General features: G+C 32.3%; 21 protein-coding genes and 3 pseudogenes. 12 read left to right on the top strand and 12 right to left on the bottom strand.

Annotation, left to right across the window (positions count from 1 at the left end):
- Positions 1–68: 68 nt before the first annotated feature.
- Positions 69–539: a DUF6773 family protein gene (locus MHH59_RS28325; RefSeq protein WP_201055106.1), complete on the bottom strand. Its 471-nt coding sequence runs from the start codon at positions 537–539 to the stop codon at positions 69–71.
- A gap of 403 nt (positions 540–942) precedes the next feature.
- Here MHH59_RS28325 and MHH59_RS28315 point away from each other — a divergent pair.
- A pseudogene (locus MHH59_RS28315) lies at positions 943–1,182 on the top strand (IS4 family transposase); the annotation flags it as partial.
- 246 nt (positions 1,183–1,428) lie between these two features.
- On the opposite strand, the gene MHH59_RS28310 reads toward MHH59_RS28315, so the two are convergent.
- The 3 genes from MHH59_RS28310 to asnB all read right to left on the bottom strand — a co-directional run bounded on the left by MHH59_RS28310 (position 1,429) and on the right by asnB (position 4,430).
- Positions 1,429–1,608 carry a DUF4083 family protein gene (locus MHH59_RS28310; RefSeq protein ID WP_002090483.1) on the bottom strand — a complete coding sequence of 60 codons (180 nt, stop codon included), beginning with the start codon at positions 1,606–1,608 and terminating at the stop codon, positions 1,429–1,431.
- A 224-nt stretch (positions 1,609–1,832) separates the two neighbouring features.
- Positions 1,833–2,387: a streptothricin N-acetyltransferase SatA gene (satA, locus tag MHH59_RS28305; protein WP_033729693.1), complete on the bottom strand. Its 555-nt coding sequence runs from the start codon at positions 2,385–2,387 to the stop codon at positions 1,833–1,835.
- Between the two features lie 216 nt (positions 2,388–2,603).
- The gene (gene asnB, locus MHH59_RS28300; RefSeq protein ID WP_201055104.1) at positions 2,604–4,430 is read right to left on the bottom strand and encodes an asparagine synthase (glutamine-hydrolyzing); all 1,827 of its coding nucleotides are present in this window, start codon (positions 4,428–4,430) and stop codon (positions 2,604–2,606) included.
- A 401-nt stretch (positions 4,431–4,831) separates the two neighbouring features.
- Here asnB and MHH59_RS28295 point away from each other — a divergent pair, with 401 nt between their 5' ends.
- Both MHH59_RS28295 and MHH59_RS28290 read left to right on the top strand, forming a co-directional pair.
- Entirely contained in the window at positions 4,832–5,401 is a 570-nt protein-coding gene (locus tag MHH59_RS28295) for a TetR/AcrR family transcriptional regulator (RefSeq protein WP_002065376.1), read from the top strand.
- A 57-nt stretch (positions 5,402–5,458) separates the two neighbouring features.
- Positions 5,459–5,716: pseudogene (locus MHH59_RS28290) on the top strand (IS4 family transposase); the annotation flags it as partial.
- Between the two features lie 179 nt (positions 5,717–5,895).
- Here the strand turns inward: MHH59_RS28290 and MHH59_RS28285 are convergent.
- The 6 genes from MHH59_RS28285 to tnpA form a co-directional block, all read right to left on the bottom strand.
- Positions 5,896–6,468: an imm11 family protein gene (locus MHH59_RS28285; protein ID WP_201055103.1), complete on the bottom strand. Its 573-nt coding sequence runs from the start codon at positions 6,466–6,468 to the stop codon at positions 5,896–5,898.
- A gap of 41 nt (positions 6,469–6,509) precedes the next feature.
- Positions 6,510–8,138 carry an AHH domain-containing protein gene (locus tag MHH59_RS28280; RefSeq protein WP_340853362.1) on the bottom strand — a complete coding sequence of 543 codons (1,629 nt, stop codon included), beginning with the start codon at positions 8,136–8,138 and terminating at the stop codon, positions 6,510–6,512.
- Positions 8,135–8,497, bottom strand: a complete 363-nt coding sequence (locus tag MHH59_RS28275; protein WP_340853357.1) for a DUF3958 family protein — start codon at positions 8,495–8,497, stop codon at positions 8,135–8,137. Before MHH59_RS28275 ends, MHH59_RS28280 begins: the two co-directional genes overlap by 4 nt.
- A gap of 42 nt (positions 8,498–8,539) precedes the next feature.
- Positions 8,540–8,818, bottom strand: a complete 279-nt coding sequence (locus MHH59_RS28270; protein ID WP_002166684.1) for a TIGR04197 family type VII secretion effector — start codon at positions 8,816–8,818, stop codon at positions 8,540–8,542.
- Between the two features lie 199 nt (positions 8,819–9,017).
- Positions 9,018–10,097: an RNA-guided endonuclease InsQ/TnpB family protein gene (locus MHH59_RS28265; protein WP_316282465.1), complete on the bottom strand. Its 1,080-nt coding sequence runs from the start codon at positions 10,095–10,097 to the stop codon at positions 9,018–9,020.
- Positions 10,098–10,102: 5 nt separating this feature from the next.
- Positions 10,103–10,504: an IS200/IS605 family transposase gene (tnpA, locus tag MHH59_RS28260; protein ID WP_085313281.1), complete on the bottom strand. Its 402-nt coding sequence runs from the start codon at positions 10,502–10,504 to the stop codon at positions 10,103–10,105.
- Positions 10,505–10,901: 397 nt separating this feature from the next.
- Between tnpA and MHH59_RS30925 the strand changes: the two are divergent.
- A pseudogene (locus tag MHH59_RS30925) lies at positions 10,902–11,580 on the top strand (EndoU domain-containing protein); the annotation flags it as partial.
- Between the two features lie 3 nt (positions 11,581–11,583).
- Positions 11,584–11,925, top strand: coding sequence for a hypothetical protein (locus MHH59_RS28250; protein ID WP_340853349.1), 342 nt, complete (start codon positions 11,584–11,586; stop codon positions 11,923–11,925).
- Between the two features lie 335 nt (positions 11,926–12,260).
- Here the strand turns inward: MHH59_RS28250 and MHH59_RS28245 are convergent, their stop codons facing one another.
- Positions 12,261–13,277 carry a hypothetical protein gene (locus MHH59_RS28245; RefSeq protein WP_340853347.1) on the bottom strand — a complete coding sequence of 339 codons (1,017 nt, stop codon included), beginning with the start codon at positions 13,275–13,277 and terminating at the stop codon, positions 12,261–12,263.
- A 4-nt stretch (positions 13,278–13,281) separates the two neighbouring features.
- Positions 13,282–13,497, bottom strand: coding sequence for a hypothetical protein (locus MHH59_RS28240; RefSeq protein WP_340853346.1), 216 nt, complete (start codon positions 13,495–13,497; stop codon positions 13,282–13,284).
- A 299-nt stretch (positions 13,498–13,796) separates the two neighbouring features.
- On the opposite strand from MHH59_RS28240, the gene MHH59_RS28235 reads away from it, so the two are divergent.
- From MHH59_RS28235 to MHH59_RS28205, 7 genes are all read left to right on the top strand, one after another.
- Entirely contained in the window at positions 13,797–14,387 is a 591-nt protein-coding gene (locus MHH59_RS28235) for a helix-turn-helix domain-containing protein (RefSeq protein WP_340853343.1), read from the top strand.
- 59 nt (positions 14,388–14,446) lie between these two features.
- Entirely contained in the window at positions 14,447–15,217 is a 771-nt protein-coding gene (locus MHH59_RS28230) for an ATP-binding protein (protein ID WP_340853341.1), read from the top strand.
- Positions 15,218–15,696: 479 nt separating this feature from the next.
- Positions 15,697–16,989, top strand: coding sequence for a DnaB-like helicase C-terminal domain-containing protein (locus MHH59_RS28225; protein ID WP_340853339.1), 1,293 nt, complete (start codon positions 15,697–15,699; stop codon positions 16,987–16,989).
- Between the two features lie 24 nt (positions 16,990–17,013).
- Entirely contained in the window at positions 17,014–18,090 is a 1,077-nt protein-coding gene (locus MHH59_RS28220; protein WP_340853338.1) for a toprim domain-containing protein, read from the top strand.
- A 27-nt stretch (positions 18,091–18,117) separates the two neighbouring features.
- On the top strand, positions 18,118–18,675 hold the full coding sequence (locus MHH59_RS28215; protein WP_340853337.1) for a sigma-70 family RNA polymerase sigma factor: 558 nt from the start codon (positions 18,118–18,120) through the stop codon (positions 18,673–18,675).
- Positions 18,676–19,142: 467 nt separating this feature from the next.
- The gene (locus MHH59_RS28210) at positions 19,143–19,802 is read left to right on the top strand and encodes a hypothetical protein (protein ID WP_340853334.1); all 660 of its coding nucleotides are present in this window, start codon (positions 19,143–19,145) and stop codon (positions 19,800–19,802) included.
- A gap of 86 nt (positions 19,803–19,888) precedes the next feature.
- Positions 19,889–21,283, top strand: a complete 1,395-nt coding sequence (locus tag MHH59_RS28205) for a DNA polymerase (protein ID WP_340853333.1) — start codon at positions 19,889–19,891, stop codon at positions 21,281–21,283.
- Positions 21,284–21,402 lie beyond the last annotated feature (119 nt).

Raw genomic sequence — 21,402 nt, 5'->3', positions numbered from 1 at the left:
AACGATAAAAAAATAATAAAAAAGCTTATCATTAAGTGCTAAAGGATAAGCTTTTTTGTCTATATTTATTAAATTTTATTGGATCTCTTCCACGCTATTACTGTAATAAGATATTGAATACCAAATAGGAAAACGAAAAGTATAATGAATTTTACTATTGCTGCTAACCATCCACCGAAATCTTTAGGGAAGTAATATTTGTATGTAGTAGCACCTATTGCGACAAAACAAAAAATAAAGGTATTACTCATTTTTTCTTTTAATTTTTCATTTAATTGTTCTTTATTATTAATATCTGTTTCAAAAACACCAGTCAAAATAGATTTAATAAAAAAGAATATCATATAACAAAATATAATGGCTAATGAAGCAATCCATTCTAGAAATGGGCGATGAAGATATGCTCCCCTTATGATAACATCTATAAAAGCTAAAAGTAGGACAACAATTCCAGATTGAGCCCAAATTTTCATTTCAATTTGTTGAATTCTTTCATCTTTGTGTGTACTGAGTGAAAACCATTTTTTTAGTTTTTCCATTTTAAAGTTCCTCCCAAGTAATTTATCTAAACTATTATAAAGATTTCCATCTATACAAATATAAAATTTTGAAGAAGGGTTAGACTTATTACTTTCAATCAGACTAGTGGTTTGTCGCGTAGCGTTTACAATATCGACCAACTTCAGTTGAGTTAGACTTTTTTTACTCTTGCAATTTTCTCTTTACTTATAGACTTTAAATACGTCTCATTTGTAAATGATAACTTCATACTATAAATCTTATGTTCTATATATTAAATTATTACATACAAAAATGCAATGTATATTTTACATTAAGACACATATATATTACTAATTTCTTTATTCTTGTATCTAAAACTATCCTACAAATATAAGAATAGAAATTTTTTTCTGTAGAATTATAGGAAAGGATGGCTTTTTCATGTCTGTTTCTGTGTATGATGAATTAGAACTATTTGCTCAAGAAATTCAAAGTTTTTTATCTCCAAATACCTTACAGTATCTTGCTAGAGATGTTGGTTTTATGCAACAAAACAGACAGTACCAAGCAAAAGATTTAGTAGATTTATGTGTATGAGTTGGCCAAAATATAGCTATAACTTCTTTAGCCCAATTATCTAGCTGTTTAGAAGTATCAACAAGAGTACTCATCAGCCCGGAGTGACTGAATCAACGGTTTAATAAGGGGACCATACTACTGTTACAACACCTACTTTTTGACAAAGACCGGCTTATTTTTTGTTTTGAGGATATTTTCTTTTGTTAGCTTGATAGTGATTGGTTACCTTCAGCATTTCAAAGAACACCCATGATAAGAAAAAATAAAATGAGCCGTCCATATGGACAGCTCATTTACATAATTTTTGTTATTGGGAGCTATTGCAAACTACTTCTATTTTGAGTAAGGTCAATCTTTGTTTTGTTTTTCTAAAAGTTGAATAACTTTATCTAATTTTTGCTCAACTGAATCTTGCTTTTTGTAATTACTAGTATGTTGAATTAAACGTATAATCCCCCCAAGCAGTGCACCGATGATCACTAATATAATAGTAACTCCAATGTAATAAATAGAGTTTTCTAAAGGCATTATACAGGACCTCCTTTTCCCTATTTTACCATTTATAAGAAGTGATTTATTATTTGATTTTGGTTGTATACTCTATACATGTCAAGTTAGTATAACGTCTCATTATCGGTATCAAGATCAAAGATGCCCCCTACTCTCGGAAAGAAACATCCTTTTTCTTTTAGTTATTTGCTTGTCCCGAATGTAACAGCGAGGAATTTATATATTCAAGTTTTAGTTTACTTTCATTTGAAATGCAAATACCAATACATTGCAACTTCATCGCTTTCTTCATGTATCCCTTTATATACTAAAAAATCCAACCCACCTATTACAAACCCACATTTTTCATAGAACCTACATGCTGCTACATTATTATTTTGTGTTTCAAGCATTATACCTGGCATATTGCTTTCTTTTGCCCACTGCTTTGCTTGCTCAATTAACCTCCTACCAACTCCAAGTGAACGATATTTTTTATCCACCTTTATATCTTCTATGTAAGCATAGTGATTCCAATTCTTTTTCAATACCATTACTCCTATAATTTGATCATGTAAAATTGCTATGTAAATTACTTGTTCAGGCTTATTTATATATTCAGTGTATGCTAGTTCATCATCATATTGATCTTGTAAATAACTTTTCTCATAACTTGGAACGTCTTCTACTGTATATTCTATTTGCTTATTTACTTTTGAAAGAGAAAAAATTAACCGAGAGTTTACTATAAAACTATCATCAATCTCCGGTAAATTGTCTAAATCATCTACTTCTAATTCTCTAATTAAAAGGTTCATCGTATTCTCCTTTACGTGGGACCTCCAATTCATATTATTCCCCCTAGTTCTTTCCATGTCCCTTATTCAATTCTAATTTACTAACTGATTAGCGTTATTGCAAATCAAGATAATAAAACCGCATCTCCAATTATTAGATAACTATCTAATCCATTGGAAATGCGGTTCACTTAGGTCATTGATGTTTCAGCTATTCTCTTTATTTGAAAATTACATCTACCATACTAATTTAATATTATATTCCTGAAGCCAACTATTAACTTGAAGTAAATAATCTATTATACCTCGTGCATCATTACCTGAAATTACTTCGTCTTTTCCTTCTGCTATCGCACGAACTCTTTCTATATTAATTAATGGCAAAATAGGTGATTCAGGATTGTTCAACACATGTAACATCCATTCACTAATACCTTGTAGATAAGAGGCATCCTTAGTGCTTGGATATGCACTTTTTTTGCGATAAAGTACATCCTCTGGAAGTACATTTTCAAAAGCTCGACGTAAAATACCTTTTTCAATATTGTCTATGCTTTTCATTTCGAATGGAACATTCCATAAGTATTCTACAAGCCGGTAATCGCAAAATGGAACTCGTACTTCAAAGCCATTCATCATACTTGTACGATCTTTTCGTTCTAGCATAAATGGCAAGAAACGTGTAATAAACATGTAAGACATTTGACGTTGCTTCATTTGCAGATCACTTTCACCTTCTAAAAAAGGAACCTCAGCAACCGCATCTTCAAATTTTTGTTTTTGATATTTTTCAGGGCTAATCTTTTCTTTAAAATCCTCTGATAAAATTTCTGTACTATACCATAAATTAACACTCCAAGGGAATATCTCTGCATCTAAAAACTTCTCTTGATGGAACCATGGATATCCTGAGAACACTTCATCTGCGGATTCGCCTGAAAGTGCAACTGTTGCGTCTTTTTTCATTTCCTTAAATAGCAAATAAAGAGACGTTTCTAGTTCCCCAACTCCCGGTAGATCACGCGCTCGCATTGGAATTAATAAATGCTCTATTAAACTATCTGATCCTAACTCTATAGAGTGATGCTTTGTTCCTACATATTCAGCCACACGTTTCACCCAAGGTTCATCACGATCAAAACGAAGGAAGTCTTGCTCAAAGTCTTTTTCATCATTGATGAAATTCAAGGAATATGTATGAAGACGTTCCCCTTTATTCCCAAATTCGTTTCCTGCTAAACCTGTTAGACCACTTGAATCTAAACCTCCGGAAAGCATAGATACCACTGGTCTATCAGCAATTAACTGGCGTTTAACAGTATCTTGTAAAATGGAGCGGATTGTCTCCACTGTCGTATCAATATCATCTATATGTTTTTTACTTTCAAGTTTCCAATACTGTGTCGTATTTGAACCATTAGAGGTAAACGTCATATAATGACCCGCACGTACTTCATGTATATCCTTAAAAATCGCATGACCAGGAGTACGTGTTGGTCCAAGACAAAATACCTCAGAAAGTCCTTCTTTATCTACTTCTGCATTTACAAGCGGATGCGAAAGCAAAACTTTTAACTCTGAACCAAAGAGAATTGCGCTTCCTCTTTGAGCGAAAAATAAAGGCTTCACACCTAGATGATCACGACCAAGCATCAATTTCCCAAATCTTTCATCCCAAATACCAAAAGCAAAAATCCCATTTAAGTGTTGAACACAATCTTCTTGCCATTCTAAATAAGCATGTAGTAATACCTCTGTATCAGACTTTGTCTGAAATTCATGACCTTTCCCCTCAAGTTCTTTACGTAATTCTTGATAGTTATAAATTTCTCCATTGAACGTAAGGCCAATCGTATCATTTCCATCTTTATATAGCATAGGTTGAAGGCCACCTTCAGGATCAATGACGATGAGACGTCGATGACCTAATGCTGCTCGTTTTGAAAGCCAATGCCCCTCTGCATCAGGCCCTCGGTGAGTGATAGCATCTGTCATTTTTTTTAACGTTTCTTGTTCATGAGACAGGTCTTTAGACCAGTCTATCCACCCTGCAATTCCACACATAGTGTCTACCTTCTCTCAAATAGTATAGAAACCGACTAAAATTAAATATCAGTCGGTTTTCCGTAAAAAAATCCGACTAAAAACATCTTTTAGTCATGTTTATATAATAAAACGAATTGAATAAAAAATCAAATAATTCAATCAAGAAAGAAATCACTGTCCCCTTTCACTTGAATTCTCATCGTCTGATTAAAAAGTTATTACCTTAAACTTTCATTTTTATCCTAAGTTATAAAGTTGCATTCTATTATAGTTATATACTAGAAATGAGAATGGTGTATGTTATTCTATAAGAAGCAAATAGAGGACTTTCTATTAGGAGTTAAAAAATTACAAATGGACTGATACAGAATGTAATGAAAGAAAACTTCGCTAAATATTTCAAGGATAGGGTGTAGACAATGATCAAATTAGAAAAAGAAAATAAAAAAATGAAAATCATTCAATCTGCCACAATACTGTTCTCTATGGGTGGTGTCCGTAACACAACGGTCGATGAAATTGCAAAGAAAGCTAAAGTTGGTAAAGGTACTATTTATTATTACTATACAGATAAAACTGAAATATTATGTGACTGCTATATGCGTCATATTCAGCTTAAACGCTCACAATTATTTGATTTATATAAAGAGGAAAAAGATGTTTTACTTCGAATACAAAAAATCCTTCATTATATCAGCCTAGAATATCATCAAGACCCATTTGTTTCTACACTCTTTCAAGAATATAAAGAGTACCATTCACCTGAAATTATAGCTTGTTTTAAAAAATCTGAAGAAGAAGCAATTAAAATGATAAGTAATTTGCTTGAAAAAGGTTATCAGCAAGGGGCTTTTCATAAGGTACCATTACCGCTAACAGCTTTTATGTTAGTGCGAATGATTTTTAACTATGAACAGGATTATATAAAAGATGATAAAAGTGATAAAGAATTTCTGCAGTTGCTAAAGCATATGCTTCTTAAAAACTAGTTTTAACCACATACAAAAAATAATTGCGGTACAAATATATGAAGAAGAACGTGAATAATGGATGGTTTAATAAGCTCTTTTCAGTCTGGACAAACCTACAAAATATCCAACGCTTATGTAGGAATGATTGATAAAAGAACAACAGCGATTACAAGATCAAACTGTAAGGGAAAAAAGAATGAAATAAAGTATTCTGCTCGTAGTTCAGTTTTAGCAATATTAATGAGAAATACCAATCATTTACTTGTGCTGATAGGAGAAGTAAATGATTGGTATTCTTTACGTTAGCCAATATGATTTTAATTTAAAACATGGTAAGCATTCTTCCTCATTCATCGTTGCAAAAAGATAAAACGAGAAAGATTAGAATGCGAATTCAGGTGATGTTTTTATCATGTACTAATATTCGAGTTCACTTTAATGCGCTTAAGCTTTTTATTTTTTACTCTCTTAGATATGGGTTCCCGTTAATAATCTAATTAAATTCGATTTCTTTACGCACCCTCTTCTAAATCCCATACCTCAACAAATTCAAAACCAGTTAAATCACTTTGTTGAATTAAATTCTTTAATTCATCTGAAACAAAAACAGTAGTTATAAATAAAGTTTGATTCAAATAAACTTTAAAAATCTTTTGATTTTCAACCAAATCAGGTAAAAATGCATATTTTTTAAAATTTACTGCTAGCCCAGATCTAAGTTTTTTTAATACCGCTTTATCATAATCAATTGCATCTATTGTATTTAGAATATTTATTATATAATATGTTTCGCCTGTATCAGCATGAATTAGTGGTAGAAACTCAACATTGTTACTAATTAGAGGCTCTAATAATTCCTTTGCCTTCCTACTCACCATAGGTGTACCAACCTCTCCCCAAAATTTAGGGAAATCAGTATACTTACCTTCTTCAGCATATTTCACCAAGATTTCTCCCCACGAATCCGACATTTTAACTGCTGAGTCAATTTTCCCCTCGAAAAATCTTTTATAATCCGTATTTAAATTTAATAATTGATAAGATTCATAGTTATCTAATCCACTCTTTAACTCCCATATTTTCATAATTCTTCTCCTTAACTATTCGTTTTTCTAATGTCTATTGACTATTTTTTTGGTTTATTTAACTGTAAACCACCATCTAACAAACGTTCACGTATATCATGTAAAGCATCCACAACATCTTCCTGGGTACCACCTTGTTTTTTAACCATTCTTAAAACATTATATACTTCTTCTATGTACTCTACACTATGATTGCCAATATGCATCGCTTCAGTTGTTACATAGTCATTTAATTTATATGGTAAAAATACTCCATTGGCAGCGGCATCGTGATCAATTCCAAATTCTTTTAATAATGCCTGTGCCTGCTCCGCCCTACTATCTTTCCAAGGTACTATGTGATGTGCCGCATTAGGATATGGAGGTGTTTCAACCCCTGCATCTTTAAGTTCTGCACGTAATTTTTGAGATGCCGTATATGAATCAGGATACTCATTTCTCACCTCTACTCTATCAAGAACTTTATCCGCATATTCCTGAATTACTTCTTGAACATCTTTAACTTTACTTCTTCCACTAGTTTTGGAAAACATAAATGTTTCACGAGCTTTGCGTAAAACTTCAAATGTTTTTATTTGATTGCTTCCAAATCCACTTGCACCTGCAAATGCCAACCGATCCGTCAGTGGCAATTTATTTGCGAAAGAAGACATTCCTGTAGAGAATTTTGCACCTTTTGCTAATGTAGTGACTTTACTTATCCCCTTATCACCAATTAGTCCAAGTCCAATTTGTGTAAAAGCATAACTCCCCCACTTAGCACGACTTTCAGCGTCTCCATTTATTACATCATTAATAAACGAATCTGATAATGTGTTCCACATAGCAGGTAAGGTTTCATTTAAATGAGTAAAAGCGTACCCCATGTTCTCCCATGTTTCCCATTTACCAAGTGCCACAACACCATCTATTGCATCTTCAACAGCTTGACCCGTACCTTCTAAAATACCATCTATAATTTTTTCAGAACTAGATTTTTCGGGAGGTTTCTTGCACACAGCTCCCTCTTCCATTGATCCTTTCTTTAAAAGATTATCAACTTGACGTTTTCTTTCATCAGCAATTTCTTGAATCGAAACGGTCCAATCCATATTTAACCCTTGTGTACTAAACGTACCACTTACAGGACTAAATCCTTTCCCGCTTTGGACTTCAGCAAGGCCGGCAGTAATGCTAGCCACTAGTTGAAAAGCTGTGTTGTAGTTATTACTAGACGTATAGTTAAATTCATATAGATGTTCTAATTTTTCTTGCAGTTTTTTTCTCATCTCCACTAAAACAATAACCATAGCATCTATTCCAGGCAATACTGTAGCAATACTAATCGCTTCTATACTTGCGACCATTCGATTAATTTCTTGAATTTGCTCTCTTATTTCTTGTTCGATGACATCTGTGGAAGCAACTTGTGATTGAAAATCGCCTGGAAACGCATCATTTTGACGAATTAATTCTTCACATAAATAAATGATACCTTGTGCTAAAGGACGAAAAGTTTGGACAAAAAATATTTTTGCACTACTATATGTTTGCCCTTGTAAAACTGTATCAGTTGCAAAGGTATCAATTGATTGGATTGCTTGCTCCATAGCTTGGATAGTAGCGACAAATACAGCATTCATGCTTTGGGTCTGATTTTGTACTTCCCCTAAATACATATTTAAACTCATGCTTTATCCTCCCTTTTTAATCGCTGCTGCCGATAGGTAAGGTCGGTTTCTAAATTGATAAGATCGCGTCTTTCTTTAAGTAATGTTTCTTTTTGATTTTCCAATTCAAATGTTAATTTCCGCTCAATATGTTGCGAATCTTGGAGCTTATTCATAAAAAAATTAGAAACTTCTTTATCACTATGCCATGTTTCTAAAATCCTATTGAATAAGCGATTATTTCGACTTCTTAATTCGTGAAAGTCCATTTCTACCTGTCTCTGAATTTGAATCTCTGCTTGATTTCGATCCTTTTTTTCAAATACTATCCGTAATTCTTGATTTAATTGATTTATTTGCTTTTCCATATCTTGACTCATCTTATTCTCCCTACCCTTCTCCCTTTACCGTCGGTTTCCACATTAGCGAAATGTCTTTTGTAGTTCGTTATCCATTCTTTCAAAATCCTTAGCTACTAAATGAATATTATCAACTGCTTGTTGAAAGGCCCCACAAAATTGTCTAGTCAAATCTAGCATTTGTTGATTCGCTTCTTGCGCCTGGGCATTAACAGATAGTGTAGTACGGCTTGCCTTTGTTATAGAACGATTTGTCGCACCTTGAATTGTATCCGATGCATTTTTCATTTGTGTAGCAATTTGTGTAGCCGTTTGAAAATTACTTTGAAAGTTTCCCATCATTTAAACCCCTTCTAGTTCCAAAATCATCAAGAAAATTATACCATTTGACACTCCCACGGCTAAAGCCGCGAGTCCTACACCTTGTGGTGTAACGGATGGGATTCCTGAATGACTAAACGTTCGCAGTCCATTTCTGTTTTGAACAGCCTTCAAGATGAGGGTGTGTCATCACCCCTCCTAAGACAGACCATATAGGTTCTTAGGCTGATTGACTATTACCGCCAACCACAGTTGCGTAGCGAATGTTCATCGCTCCAACGATATCGCGGTGTTTCTCAAATCCGCATTGACACTTATATTTTCTATCTTGTGCCTTGTTCTTTTCAGTGCATTTTGGACATGTTTGACTTGTATAAGAAGGGTTCACATATTCAACCTTTATACCAACTAACTTTGCTTTGTACTCGATGAATTGCGCTAGGCGAAAGAATGACCAAGTGTGTAGATTTTTTTCGTTTTTACGGCTTGTTCGTGCCGTCTGTCTGATGTTCGTTAGTTGCTCTAATCGAATGACAGAGATAGTATTATTCGTTGCGAAATCAACGATTTCACGACTCACTTTGTGGTCTTGGTCTTGCATCCACCTTTGTTCCTTATCATCAAGTTGTCGAAGGGCATTTAGTTTCTTAGCTTTTCCTAACTTCTTACGGAAACTACGAAACTTACGTTTCATGTATTTGTTTTTCCTACCGTTTCCAAAGAAACGAACTTTATCATCATCTGTGATGGCTACCGCAGGAACTTTGAGACCTAAGTCTACTCCTAGAATTTTCGTTCCTGTTTTTTCTATTGTAGGGACCGTGACAGATATCTGAGCGATCCATTTACCAGATTTCTTTGTGATACGAAGTGTACCTAACTTGTGCTTCAACAAGTCGAAGTTGCGATTATGTTTGTCAATTAATAAAGCACGAACCTTTAAACGTGTTGGCTTGCCATTTACCATAAACGGGATTGAAATGTGCGTATAGTCAAATGAATAGTTTTGGTTATTCCACACACAAACTGGTCTTTTTAAAATCGGAACGATTTTGTATTTACTCTTTTTCACTTTTGTAGAAAATACACTTTTCGCATCTTTAATCGCTTGATTTTTAACCGCACTTGGAAGGTTGGCTTCAATATCCTTTGTGCTTTTCTTCGTACTTTGTTTCGCTTCAACCATTTCAAATACCAGTGTATTGATGAGTTTAATATAATCGGAACTACTTTGTTTCAATAGCCTGATTTGTTCTTTTGTTGGAAGCAATTTAACTTTGACCGTGATGGTTTGTGTCACAAATTTCACCCCCTCGTTTTTTGACTTTCTACATAATGCTTTATTGTCTCACTTGATACATTCCCAGCAGTAGAAACAAAATAGGAACGCGTCCACAGACTTGGCAAGTGTTGAAGATGAGGAAATTCCTCTCTTAATTTTTTAGAAGTCACTCCCTTAATTTTCGCCATTGTATCAGCAGGACTAAGTGTTGGAAGTGTATTCAAGAACAAGTGAACGTGGTCTTTGTCACATTCCATTGCGACAATAACAATATCCAGTTCGTTACATATCTCCTGGACCAACTCTTTGAAACGCTCTTCTACTTTTGTGTTAAGAAAAATCTTTCTTCTGTATCGTGGGCAAAATACAAAGTGATAGTTAATTAACGATACGGTTGTTTTAGTTCTTCTATAATCATTCATCATGTTGACATTGTATCAGTTAATCAAACGAACTGCGACAAGAAGGTTGAAAAAATAAATAATACCCACACTTTGGATACTTAAAGTGCCACAAACCTTGCGGTTTTTTGGTAGCACTCCGTATCCAACCTCACTTTCATCCCATGCCTAAAGGCGATGGGCTTTCTCGTTTGGGAAGGGCGGTAAGAATATTTCAATGTATCAAATATTTCCAGCAAGGAATTGATAACTCTTAATTATAAGAATGAAGCTTTTCATACCGAATTTCAATTAAGGGTCGCCTCAACAGATGTAGTTGAACTAGAACTATTAGAACAAATTCAAGAGATTGACCTAATATGAACGAGTACTGAAGTTACGAAGCAAGTTATGCCACTACCAGGTATGGGTGCAATGGTGAACAAATATTTTTATGGAGCTTGGTTTAGGGTAGATTTTTAGTAAAGGGGCAGGCAAAATTGGAAAAGTAACTCCCCTTGGAGACTCTGTAAAATTAAAAAGATTTTCAGAGAATATCCCTCCTATTTCAAGTCACTTACCATTAAAGGATCGATTTGCTTTTGCTGGTGGAGATGGTTTGCAATCTAGATTTGACACACCAGACTTTAAACAAGCTGAAGAAAAACTCTCAACCTATCAATTTGCTAGTGGTGGAAGAATTAATAGTGGTAGAACTAATGGTGGCAATGTTCCGTATAATTTTGATTCATCACTTATGGAGCACCTTTTTCACGGGGAACTAAAACAAAAATGGTGGGGATTAAAAGCTGTTGGATATCACCATGAAAGTATGTTGGGTGGAGGAGAAATAGTTAGAATTACCCATGTACCAAATTCTGCGGGAGTATATAGAGCAAAAGTAAAAGTAGACGGTGAAACAAAAAACGCGCTTTCTTCATTTTTTACTAAGGATTGGGATAGAGTACAGGTGCTTGATTCTATCAAAGATAGCATACGATAATAAGATTCAAGTCGATACAGTTAAATATGTAGGACAAACATCTCACGGATTTAAAGTAGAAATGATTATACAAAATAATGAGATAATAACAGCATATCCTGTTTATACTAGGAGGTAAAAAATGAAATATACATACGAATTTTATCGTGATGGACTTGGCGGATTGAGAATACGTTTGCCAAAGGAGATTTCTATAATTTCTCATTTTTTACAAGATATTTTAGATGATGAAGCAGATGAGTATATACAGATTTTAGATAATGTAGTAGACCAAAAAGTTCCGCAACATGAAATAGAAGGGAACGTAGCAGCAGTCTACATTGAACCTAATCATACCCGTGCTATTAACTTCTTTATGAGTGCCCCAAATAACCAATGTAAAATTGAGACCTCTGAATTTAGAAAACTACTTGTGTTGTGGAGAGATACAGTGGTAGCAGAGGGGAAAGATATAGAAGCATAAAAGAAAATTGGCTGAAAGGGTGGTCTTTTTTTCGCTTTAAATCAATTATTACGTATTTTATACTCGTTTTCCCTAAAGAATTATCAGCGAAATTGAGTACGTATATTCGAAGGAATATACATACATTAGGATGACCTATCTCTTGTAAAACCTAGCGTATTATCTAGTAATTGCTAGTAGTGGAAAAACTAAGACAAAAATGGTGGGATTAAAAATTGAAACGCTGCATAATAGCAGCATTTCAATTGCATTTTTATCAAACTACGGAATCAATGAACAAAAATTATTGTGTTAAAACTTCGCTACCACTATTTTTCCCTGATCGACACACTAATTCAAAAATTCTGTTCTCCTAACTTTAATATCTCCTTATTTACCGGACATTTTACTTTCACTTCCCAGTGTCCATGTACTGTAACCCTTACCTGAGGATCAAACATTTTGATTTCATCTACACTAAAGATAATGCTTTTCTCCTCAAAATTTTTTTCTATAGTGCTTACTTTCCCTATCACTTCATTCTGCCAAAATACTTCTAATGAAGCCTCACTTTTAGGTTCTCCCAAGTATTTATATACAACTTCAACTTCCCCTGTACGTTCAATTAGTTGAAAAAAACACTTTTTCATATCTATGGGACTATTAAGAACAATATTAGTTCCACAGGTATATGGCTTAAATATTGAGCCATCAAGTTCTGTAAGGCAATTGACTTTATGATACCAGCTTCCTATATAATCATTCTTAACGACTATTTTATTCGGGTTAAACTTGGGATCATAATAAAATATTATATCATTTGAATGATTAAAAACTACTCCATGCGCGTGTGTATGAGTTTGTCCAATTGGTGTAGTAAGATCGTTAATCCAAAACACTTTAAATACAGAATCTACCCTCCTGCTTTGATAAGTATTGATAATGATATAACCTGATTTATTTAAAGGTAATTCATGATAAATTTCGGGAACCGACGTGTATAATCTTTCACCACATCCATAGGGTTTTACAACAGTTCCATCTCCGTCATCAATAATGAATATACCTCCTTCTACCTCTAAATCCATTAAATCTGTCTCCATTGCACAAAAAAATTTACCATCTTCAAAAAAGAACATTACATGATAGAGTTTTTCTACTTCATAATGCCCTGTAAATCCTTTTACAAACTCTCCATCATATTTCAATTCCTTAGTAGGTGGATATATTATACCTTTTAGACCCTTATATGTCCCTTCTTTAACCAGTGCTACTTTCCCAATATTAGGATCTCGGGGATCTAATTTTGGTCTAGGAGCATTAATAGTACTAATGCTATTACGCGTATTTTCACTTATAACAAAGTCAGACAATCTTTTAGCCTCCCACAACATGTAATTCTATAGATTCATCATTTAATACAGTGCGGTCCACAGCGATAACCATCCCCTCACCAACTTCTATAATAATGGACTTTTCGGTGATATCTTTTAAACCACCAATGTATGCATTCTCCTTACATGTAAGCATAATAGCTTTTCCAATTTGATCTCCTAATTCACAAATCGGATGAGATTCCCAATCATTCTTCATATAATCACCTTCTAAATTATTCAAGTTGCAATACGTTCATAATAATCGTTCTTTTTAATCAAATTCAAAAGCAAGCATAGAGGAAACCCATACTTCTTAATATCGAAATTAGATGTTCTAACAAATCAAAGTTTTCCACTATACAAAAAACTACATGTTTATTGCCAAGTAATTAATAGTATTATAGGTAAATTAGATTATTTTTTATCTTAATGTAGAATTATTGTTTATTTCTTTAAAATTCCCCTCAACTTTTTCAGCACATAAAACGATACTTATAATAGAAAGAGGTGTTTTAATTGTATAAAACGATGCCAAATTCAAAAGAAAGAGAATTTATATACAATAGCTCATACAACAAAGGGCATATAAGCACTCCTAGCATGGTAGCTCACTGTATTGGCCTAAGTACTCACGCAAAATTGGTGTATTCTAACATTTTGAATTACATTTATAAAAAAGGAGAATTTGCATTTCCAAGTATTTATAGATTGTCTATATCTTGTTCCTGCTCGATAAATACAATTATTCGTTATATTAATGAATTAGTTGAAAAAGGATTTATAAAAAAAGAGGTCCCAGGTCGCGGAAAAAGTAATCGATACTACATAATAGAATGTGATAAAATTCCACTCCTTAAAGTATCAGAAATGATATGGGAAGTAATAGATACACTTGCAAAAAAATATGGTTGGAAGGATATTATGAAATGTAAAAATACAATATTGTCTTGTCTCAATCAAAATAAATATTCATTACATCATATGGAGATTCAGCAAAATACAATAAACCACTTAAATGCTTTATTCCTTCATGTTTTAGAGAAAAAAGAATTAGATATTGAATTATTGACTAGTAATTTTATATTTAAAAATCAATCTATTATATAACAGTTTTGAAATTACAAAATCATATAAAGAATTTATAAGCATAATAGGTGGTGTGAATATTGAATGAACCTTATGTTACTTGTGCACAATGTGTCGTTAGAGATTGGTGCCAACGTAGAAATAGTACTACTCCCCTGCCACAGGATTATACGATAAATCCTGAGTGTGGCGGTTATATTTTACTTAATCAAGCTTTAAAGCTTTCTCAAATTCCTTTAGAATATCAAAATGCAAATAAAAGAAATTTCATAATAGACACGGATAACCAAATGTACAAAGATTACATTTTAGATACTTTTAATTCAATAGAGGAAATTGTTAAGAATGGAAATAATCTTGCTTTTATACACCCACAAAAAGGAACTGGTAAATCATATTCCGCTATAGCCTTTGCAATGGAATATATATTTAAATCAGTAATGAATCCTTCTTTATTTAATTTTGAGTCTCCGCTTGTACTCTATATTAAATATGGTTCATGGGCAAATGATCTGCGCCAAATTTATCAATTAAATGATGAAGATTTCACACAAAAAGTTTTACAACAAGTAAAACTCATGAAGACAGTTCCTCTACTCATACTTGATGATATAGGAAATGGAAGATTTACAAATTATATTAGGGATTTTACTTATGATGTGATTGATTTTCGTAAAGAAAACAAAAAATCAACATTTTTCACTTCTAATCTTACACTCCAACAATTAGAACAAGAGAATTGTCTTGGGGATATTATTACATCTCGTATGTTATTTAATACTGTTGTATATCAATTAGGAGGTCGTGATAGAAGACAAGAAAAAAGTTATATTCTGAAGCCCATTATATAGAGATCTCGTCATGCAAAAGGTTCTTCCTACAATCCATTTAACAATAATATGATAAATATGTAAAAATAGTATTACAATTAATATATTTCCATAGTATACTAATTTACATGATTAAATTTTCGGCTTATGAATTGAGAAGAAATGTATTAAATTCTTATTTATAAATACTTGTAAAATAAAAGAAGTTAATCAGAACAAAATAAAGCATCGATATCTATTTATGATTATAAGATGCTTTATTCCATTAGGATTCTGATTTGACCTTCTATTCTTTTACGCCCAAAACAGAACATAGGTTCTTTTATTTTTTAAATAAAATAGAACATACGTTTTATTTTTTAACCATAAACGAACGTAAGTTCTTATTTTTTACTCTTCAAACGAACGCAAGTTCCGTATTTTGTTATTAAAAAAATCGCAACTATTTCCAGTATCGCATCGATTATTATGTCGAGATTAGATGAAAAGGAGTATATATTATGCCATCCATTGAAGAATTACAACTATTAAACCGCATATTAGAAACTAAAGATTGGTCTTCAATTGATCAAAATGGCCTTGATGAAGAACATTTTCCTATACATAAAGATATTTTTAATTACATTAAAAACTTTAAGAAATTACAAAAACAACTTCCAACAATAGAAACCGTAATGAATATGTTTGAAGAATTTGAAATGGTCGAATTAGAAAAAACAGAATTTGTAGTAGATGCTCTTAAAGAAGATTGGTTACATAGAAAATTCAAGCCCTTTCTTCAAAAAGCAGCAAATCTTGTCGCTGAAAAGAAAACTTTTGAAGCAATTTTAGACATTAAATTAAATGCCACGAATATGTTAAAACTTGCGAATATTAACAACAAAGGATACTCATATACTGGAATGGCGGAAACACGTAAGAGTAAATACTTATCAATTCATGGTAGGGATGAAAACGAAATTTTAGGAGCTACTACAGGTTTTAAAACATTAGATTTAGTAACTAATGGATTAGTAAGTGATGGGCAAGAAACTGATTATTTTCTGGTTTTCGCACCATCTAACATGGGCAAAACATTAATATCTTCATTTATGTTAATGTCCGCTTGGAATAGTAATATCGAGTGGGATTTTCCTGCATACTTCGCTTTAGAACAACGTGCCGAAGAAATCGCGCGAAATTGGGATCATGTCCTGGCTAGTGTATCAAATTTAGGCATACAACGTGGTACTATGTCAGCTGAACAAAAAGATCGTTATATATTTTTTTTAGATCAACTAAGGCAAAAACAAAAAGATATGGTCATCTACGACATTCAAAAAAATGGTGGTCGCCCCTACACAGTTACTGAAATACAGCGCATCCTTGAGTCTGAAGGACACAATCGCTTCGTTTTAGATCAATTATCCAAAGTACGTTTAAATAGCTCTAATAATAATTTTGGAGATTTAAGACAAAGATTATTTGATACATCAGCAGCAGTACGTGAAATGATTTTAGGAACAGGGATTCCAGGTTATGTAGTAGCACAGGCTAACAGAGAGTCTGCTAAAAGAATTAAAAAAAGTTTAACTGATAGCACGATGACTGGTGAGGATATTGGGGAAACTTATGCAATTTTCCAAGATGCTAGCAAAGGTATTTCTATTATCAAAATAAATGAAACAACCTTTAAAGTACAGGTTATAAAAAATCGTGGCAATGCTAGTGGTCAAAGTTTCATTGTGCGATATAACTTTGATACAGGACTGATTAGTACCATTAACAATCAGTATGAGAAACAGTTCTTCTAGTATTAATGATGGAGATGAAAATACATGCAAAAAACAAGAAATATAGAAATTCTCGAAAATACATCACTAGATATACCAAGTCTAATCGATGTTCTTCGTTTTAAGTATCAGTATTCCCTAAGATACCAAAGTAACCATGCAGCATTTTCAAAGAAAAATGATACCGGCAACTATATAATGTGTTGCTGTCCGAATCATACAGAAACAAGGCCATCATTTGGGATTTCTAAAACCCCTCCCTATCACACACACTGTTTCTGTTGTGGATACTTAGGAACCATAGATAGTGTAATTGAAACCGCTTTTGTTTTAGATGAAGGCAACGGATTAAAAGCCCTATTATCAAATTACTATTTTGAAGACAATCGTAAACCTTTAGACATTTCAAAAATCTTAGCTTCAAGAAGAAAATGTATAAAAGCAAATACGCTATCTGAAGAAACATTCAAAAAATTGGATGAGGAAAAATTCAAAAATCAAAGGATTTACAATGTAGCAATGTCCTATTTAATTAATCAGCGTGGAATAAACATGAAGACTTTAGATACTTACGAAATAAAAATAGATGTCAGAAATGAATGTATAGTATTTCCGCAACGTACACGAAACGGGGATCTTCGCTTTTTACAAAAACGAAAAATTGGAAACAATTATAACGGTTCAAAATTTATCAACGAAGGATTACCCAACAAAAAAGATATTTTATTTGGACTTCATTTAATTAATCAACTAAGAACATCAGCCAATCGTATTAAAAGAGTTCGTATCGTAGAATCTCCTATAGATGTAATGAGTAACTATCAAGTAGGTATTCCGGCTGTTGCAATTAATGGGAAACTATTATTTAGAAACCAAATACGTGAATTACATCTAGCAGGTATAGAGATAGTCGATCTTTTTTTTGATAATGATAAAGCTGGAAAAGATGCAACAAAAAAAGCAACAAAACAATTAATACAGGAAGGGTTCCTAGTCAATCATACGCTTTATCCACCCCAATTCACTGAAGATTCGAAAATAGACTCCAATGACTTACTTAAAATGGGCTTACTAGATAAATTAAATACAAATTCAATTAGTTTACTAAGAAGTAAACTTTAATTCATTCAAATAAAGGGGATTTACATAATGAACACAGCAACTATAAACTTTCAAGATTTAATAATGGAAATACTAAACTCTGAATCTATAGCTAAAATTTTTAATTTTGAATTATTTAAAGTGAGAAATCAAGATAAAGAAGATGTGAAACAAGATTGTATCTTGCGTATAATGAAATCTCTTCAACAAACAACAGTTCCATCTGAAAAGCTACCTTCATTCTGTCAAACAATTATTAAGAGAACCGTGGTTGATTACTATCGTTATACAAATAGAATGGTCGAACAAAATTCGACTTCTGTATTTTATTGTGATGGATTTATTGAAGACGATTCCAGTGACAACAATTGCCCTACATTTTGCCAAGAGTCTTACGAACATGGATATGACTTCTCAATTGTTAAAGCAGATTTTGAAATACATAGAAATAGATTTACTCCCACTGAACAACATGTCATCGAATATATGCTATATGACGGCCTAGGAATCTGCATGAATTTAGCTGAAATTGCAAACGAACTTAAAATCAATAAATCGCACTCAACAAGAGCATTAAAGAAATTACGTAGCATTTATTGTTGTTAATATACTTAGTTCCCTACTATCTCAAACAACAATCACCCAAAAATAGTGTAAACAATTAAGAACATTTTGTAAATAAAAGTGTCTTTTATTTTTATATTAATATAAATTCCGCAACTTATTAGTTAGTTATCACGATAACTATTAATTAGTCTAATATATACAACTAGTATACAACATCGACAATAATTTTCAAAGGCGTTTTTTATCTGTTTCTTATTAGATTTCAGCTCTCTTTTATATATAACAATTCATTAAATGAACTTTATTGGAAAATTATTAAGATTATTTATTCATTTGTTACTATTAAATATTGGCTAGATTCATAACTTACAGTCTGCATTTAAAAACTTAAATTCTATTTATTTATATAAACGGAATGATAAACGTTCGTTCAATTAAACCTATATATTAATATATAACAATTAAAAAACGATGTATATCCTGTCAATTTAAGGAGGAAATAAAGTATGACGACAATAAAAGGATTAGATGCAATTTTAAAAGTGGGAAATACCTTTCTTACGTTTAAAGACAAAAAACCACTTACACTTTTGTTTATCGATTGGTATGAAAATCTGGTTGGTATTCGTGAGCATTATGAACCCACCTTAAAACCCAAATATATACGTTGTCCAGGGACAGATGTGTGCCCCCTTTGTCACGTTAATCCGGGTAAATATCCGAGTTTAAAGATTAAATTACGTGTATATGATCCATTAGATAATAAGATTAAGCTAGTCTCTTTGGCGAAAACTCACATTCAAAAATTACACACAGATTTTAATCTTTACATGATTGATCCTACAAAAGATTTTGTCACTATATCTAGAAGTGGAACAGGTGCTAATGATACCACATATTCAGCTAAGCCATACCATTATTCTTCAGTGAATGAAGAATCTATATTAAAGACACCAGACTTTAATGCAATTGAAATGCTTGATATATCAACATATATAACTTCTCATAGTCCTGATGAAATCCAAGGATTTATGAATGCAGCATCAACAATATATAATTTACAACAAACACAGTTTCAATGTAGTTCCCCTACTCTTCCATTAATAAATGAAGATTTTGATCAAAATGAACAATTGCCAACCAATACTCATAAATTGCCATTTTAGAAAACCGTATAGAATTCAAATTTTTATTATTAAATATAAAAAGGGACAATAATATCGTCCCTTTTTGAAATCAGGAGTTGTTAATTTTGTTTTTTAAATCGAATGAATCCAATCATGACATTTTTACCCTTTTAAATAAACGCGAAGTAAAAGAAAGAAAACAAAAAACTCGTATAAAACAAAATGAGAAAAAAAAGATAACTATAAAACAGAATCAATATTTTCACGGTATTAAAAATACAATAAAACTACCTTCAAATTACTATTTAATACATACACCTGAACAATTTGAAAAATTTATTACCCATTATAAAGTGTATAAAACCTTACATTCGGAAGCATATACATTTATCGATACGAAATCTAACGGTTTCAATCCTTTTAAAGACTCGATCATCTCAATTACAATTGGATTAATGGATAACATGTTTTTTTATATACCTATTAAACCCTTTAAACATCGATTATCACAGCATATCTCTACATTAAGTCTTGAATACATTATGAACACACTCTCTCCACTGTTAGAGAAAGATACCCTATTAATACTTAGTAACAGTAAGCAACACATTCACGCCCTATATAATTGGTGTGAGCTTGACATTACATACAATATCTTATGGGATACTGAAATAGCTGCCAGTCTATTAAATGAGAACCATCCAAAGAGTGTAAAAGAATGGTACAAAGAGTATGTATTACCCAGTCTTATTTCAAAAGGAACAATTTTAAATACCAATTATAGAAATAATCCTATATTTGAAAAGAAACCTTATGATGAGCTACAACATAATTTAGCCACATACTCAGCTTGCTATGATATTTTTATGCTAAAGTCTGTATTCGAGTATCAAAAAAGTATTTTTGAAAACCCTAAATTTAATCTTGTTCATATATATAAATTATTTAGAGAAATAGAGATGCCTTTAATAGCCGTTCTTACTACTGCTGAAAGAAAAGGCATTAAAATTAATGAAGAATTTCTAAGCAATGATGTAAAACTAATACTCCAAACGAAATTACAATCAGTAAAAAAAGAAATCTTGAATTACCTAGGTTCTACTATCACATTAAATAATTGTATGCACTCACCAAAGCAACAAAATAAATATAATGATGTAAATAAATTAACAAACACTTTGTTTAATATAAATTCTCCAGCCCATCTGGCCCAAAAACTTTATATTGATAACCCTATTCTAGAACCTATCATGGAGTATGACAAAGGTTGTAAAAGTGTAATCTCCAAACTAAAAACAGATAGAAAAACTCTAATACGTAACCAATCAAAGCACCCTGTAATTCCTCTAATTCTAGAATATCGTCGCTTAGTGAAATTAATAAGTTCTTTTTGTAACTCCCTACCCAAAGAACAACAAGGTACTATTGATAATAAAATTCATCCTAGCTATAACTCTGTAGGAACTAAAACAGGCCGTATGAGTTGTTCGTCACCGAACCTAAAGTTGTGGGCTGCATAAAGGTGACTTTATGTGTAAGCAGATCGTTAATTCAGGGAAAGCTAAGGGTAAATACCTATGCCAATCCTGAGCCAAGTCTAATAGGGATATTAGGAAGGTGCAGAGACTACTTAAATTAA

This window comes from Bacillus sp. FSL E2-0195, from assembly GCF_038003645.1.
GTDB classification, from domain to species: domain Bacteria; phylum Bacillota; class Bacilli; order Bacillales; family Bacillaceae_G; genus Bacillus_A; species Bacillus_A mycoides.
Note: the sequence above shows the minus strand (reverse complement) of the source record. Positions and strands in the feature narration are given on the sequence as shown.

Coding starts and splice junctions, on each gene's coding strand:
- MHH59_RS28270 (WP_002166684.1), bottom strand. CDS start 8,818: ATGATGGGAAACTTTCAAAGTAATTTTCAAACGGCTACACAAATTGCT.
- MHH59_RS28310 (WP_002090483.1), bottom strand. CDS start 1,608: ATGCCTTTAGAAAACTCTATTTATTACATTGGAGTTACTATTATATTA.
- MHH59_RS28250 (WP_340853349.1), top strand. CDS start 11,584: ATGAAATATACATACGAATTTTATCGTGATGGACTTGGCGGATTGAGA.
- MHH59_RS28210 (WP_340853334.1), top strand. CDS start 19,143: ATGACGACAATAAAAGGATTAGATGCAATTTTAAAAGTGGGAAATACC.
- MHH59_RS28295 (WP_002065376.1), top strand. CDS start 4,832: ATGATCAAATTAGAAAAAGAAAATAAAAAAATGAAAATCATTCAATCT.
- MHH59_RS28220 (WP_340853338.1), top strand. CDS start 17,014: ATGCAAAAAACAAGAAATATAGAAATTCTCGAAAATACATCACTAGAT.
- satA (WP_033729693.1), bottom strand. CDS start 2,387: ATGAACCTTTTAATTAGAGAATTAGAAGTAGATGATTTAGACAATTTA.
- MHH59_RS28275 (WP_340853357.1), bottom strand. CDS start 8,497: ATGAGTCAAGATATGGAAAAGCAAATAAATCAATTAAATCAAGAATTA.
- MHH59_RS28240 (WP_340853346.1), bottom strand. CDS start 13,497: ATGAAGAATGATTGGGAATCTCATCCGATTTGTGAATTAGGAGATCAA.
- tnpA (WP_085313281.1), bottom strand. CDS start 10,504: ATGATGAATGATTATAGAAGAACTAAAACAACCGTATCGTTAATTAAC.
- MHH59_RS28280 (WP_340853362.1), bottom strand. CDS start 8,138: ATGAGTTTAAATATGTATTTAGGGGAAGTACAAAATCAGACCCAAAGC.
- asnB (WP_201055104.1), bottom strand. CDS start 4,430: ATGTGTGGAATTGCAGGGTGGATAGACTGGTCTAAAGACCTGTCTCAT.
- MHH59_RS28215 (WP_340853337.1), top strand. CDS start 18,118: ATGAACACAGCAACTATAAACTTTCAAGATTTAATAATGGAAATACTA.
- MHH59_RS28325 (WP_201055106.1), bottom strand. CDS start 539: ATGGAAAAACTAAAAAAATGGTTTTCACTCAGTACACACAAAGATGAA.
- MHH59_RS28285 (WP_201055103.1), bottom strand. CDS start 6,468: ATGAAAATATGGGAGTTAAAGAGTGGATTAGATAACTATGAATCTTAT.
- MHH59_RS28225 (WP_340853339.1), top strand. CDS start 15,697: ATGCCATCCATTGAAGAATTACAACTATTAAACCGCATATTAGAAACT.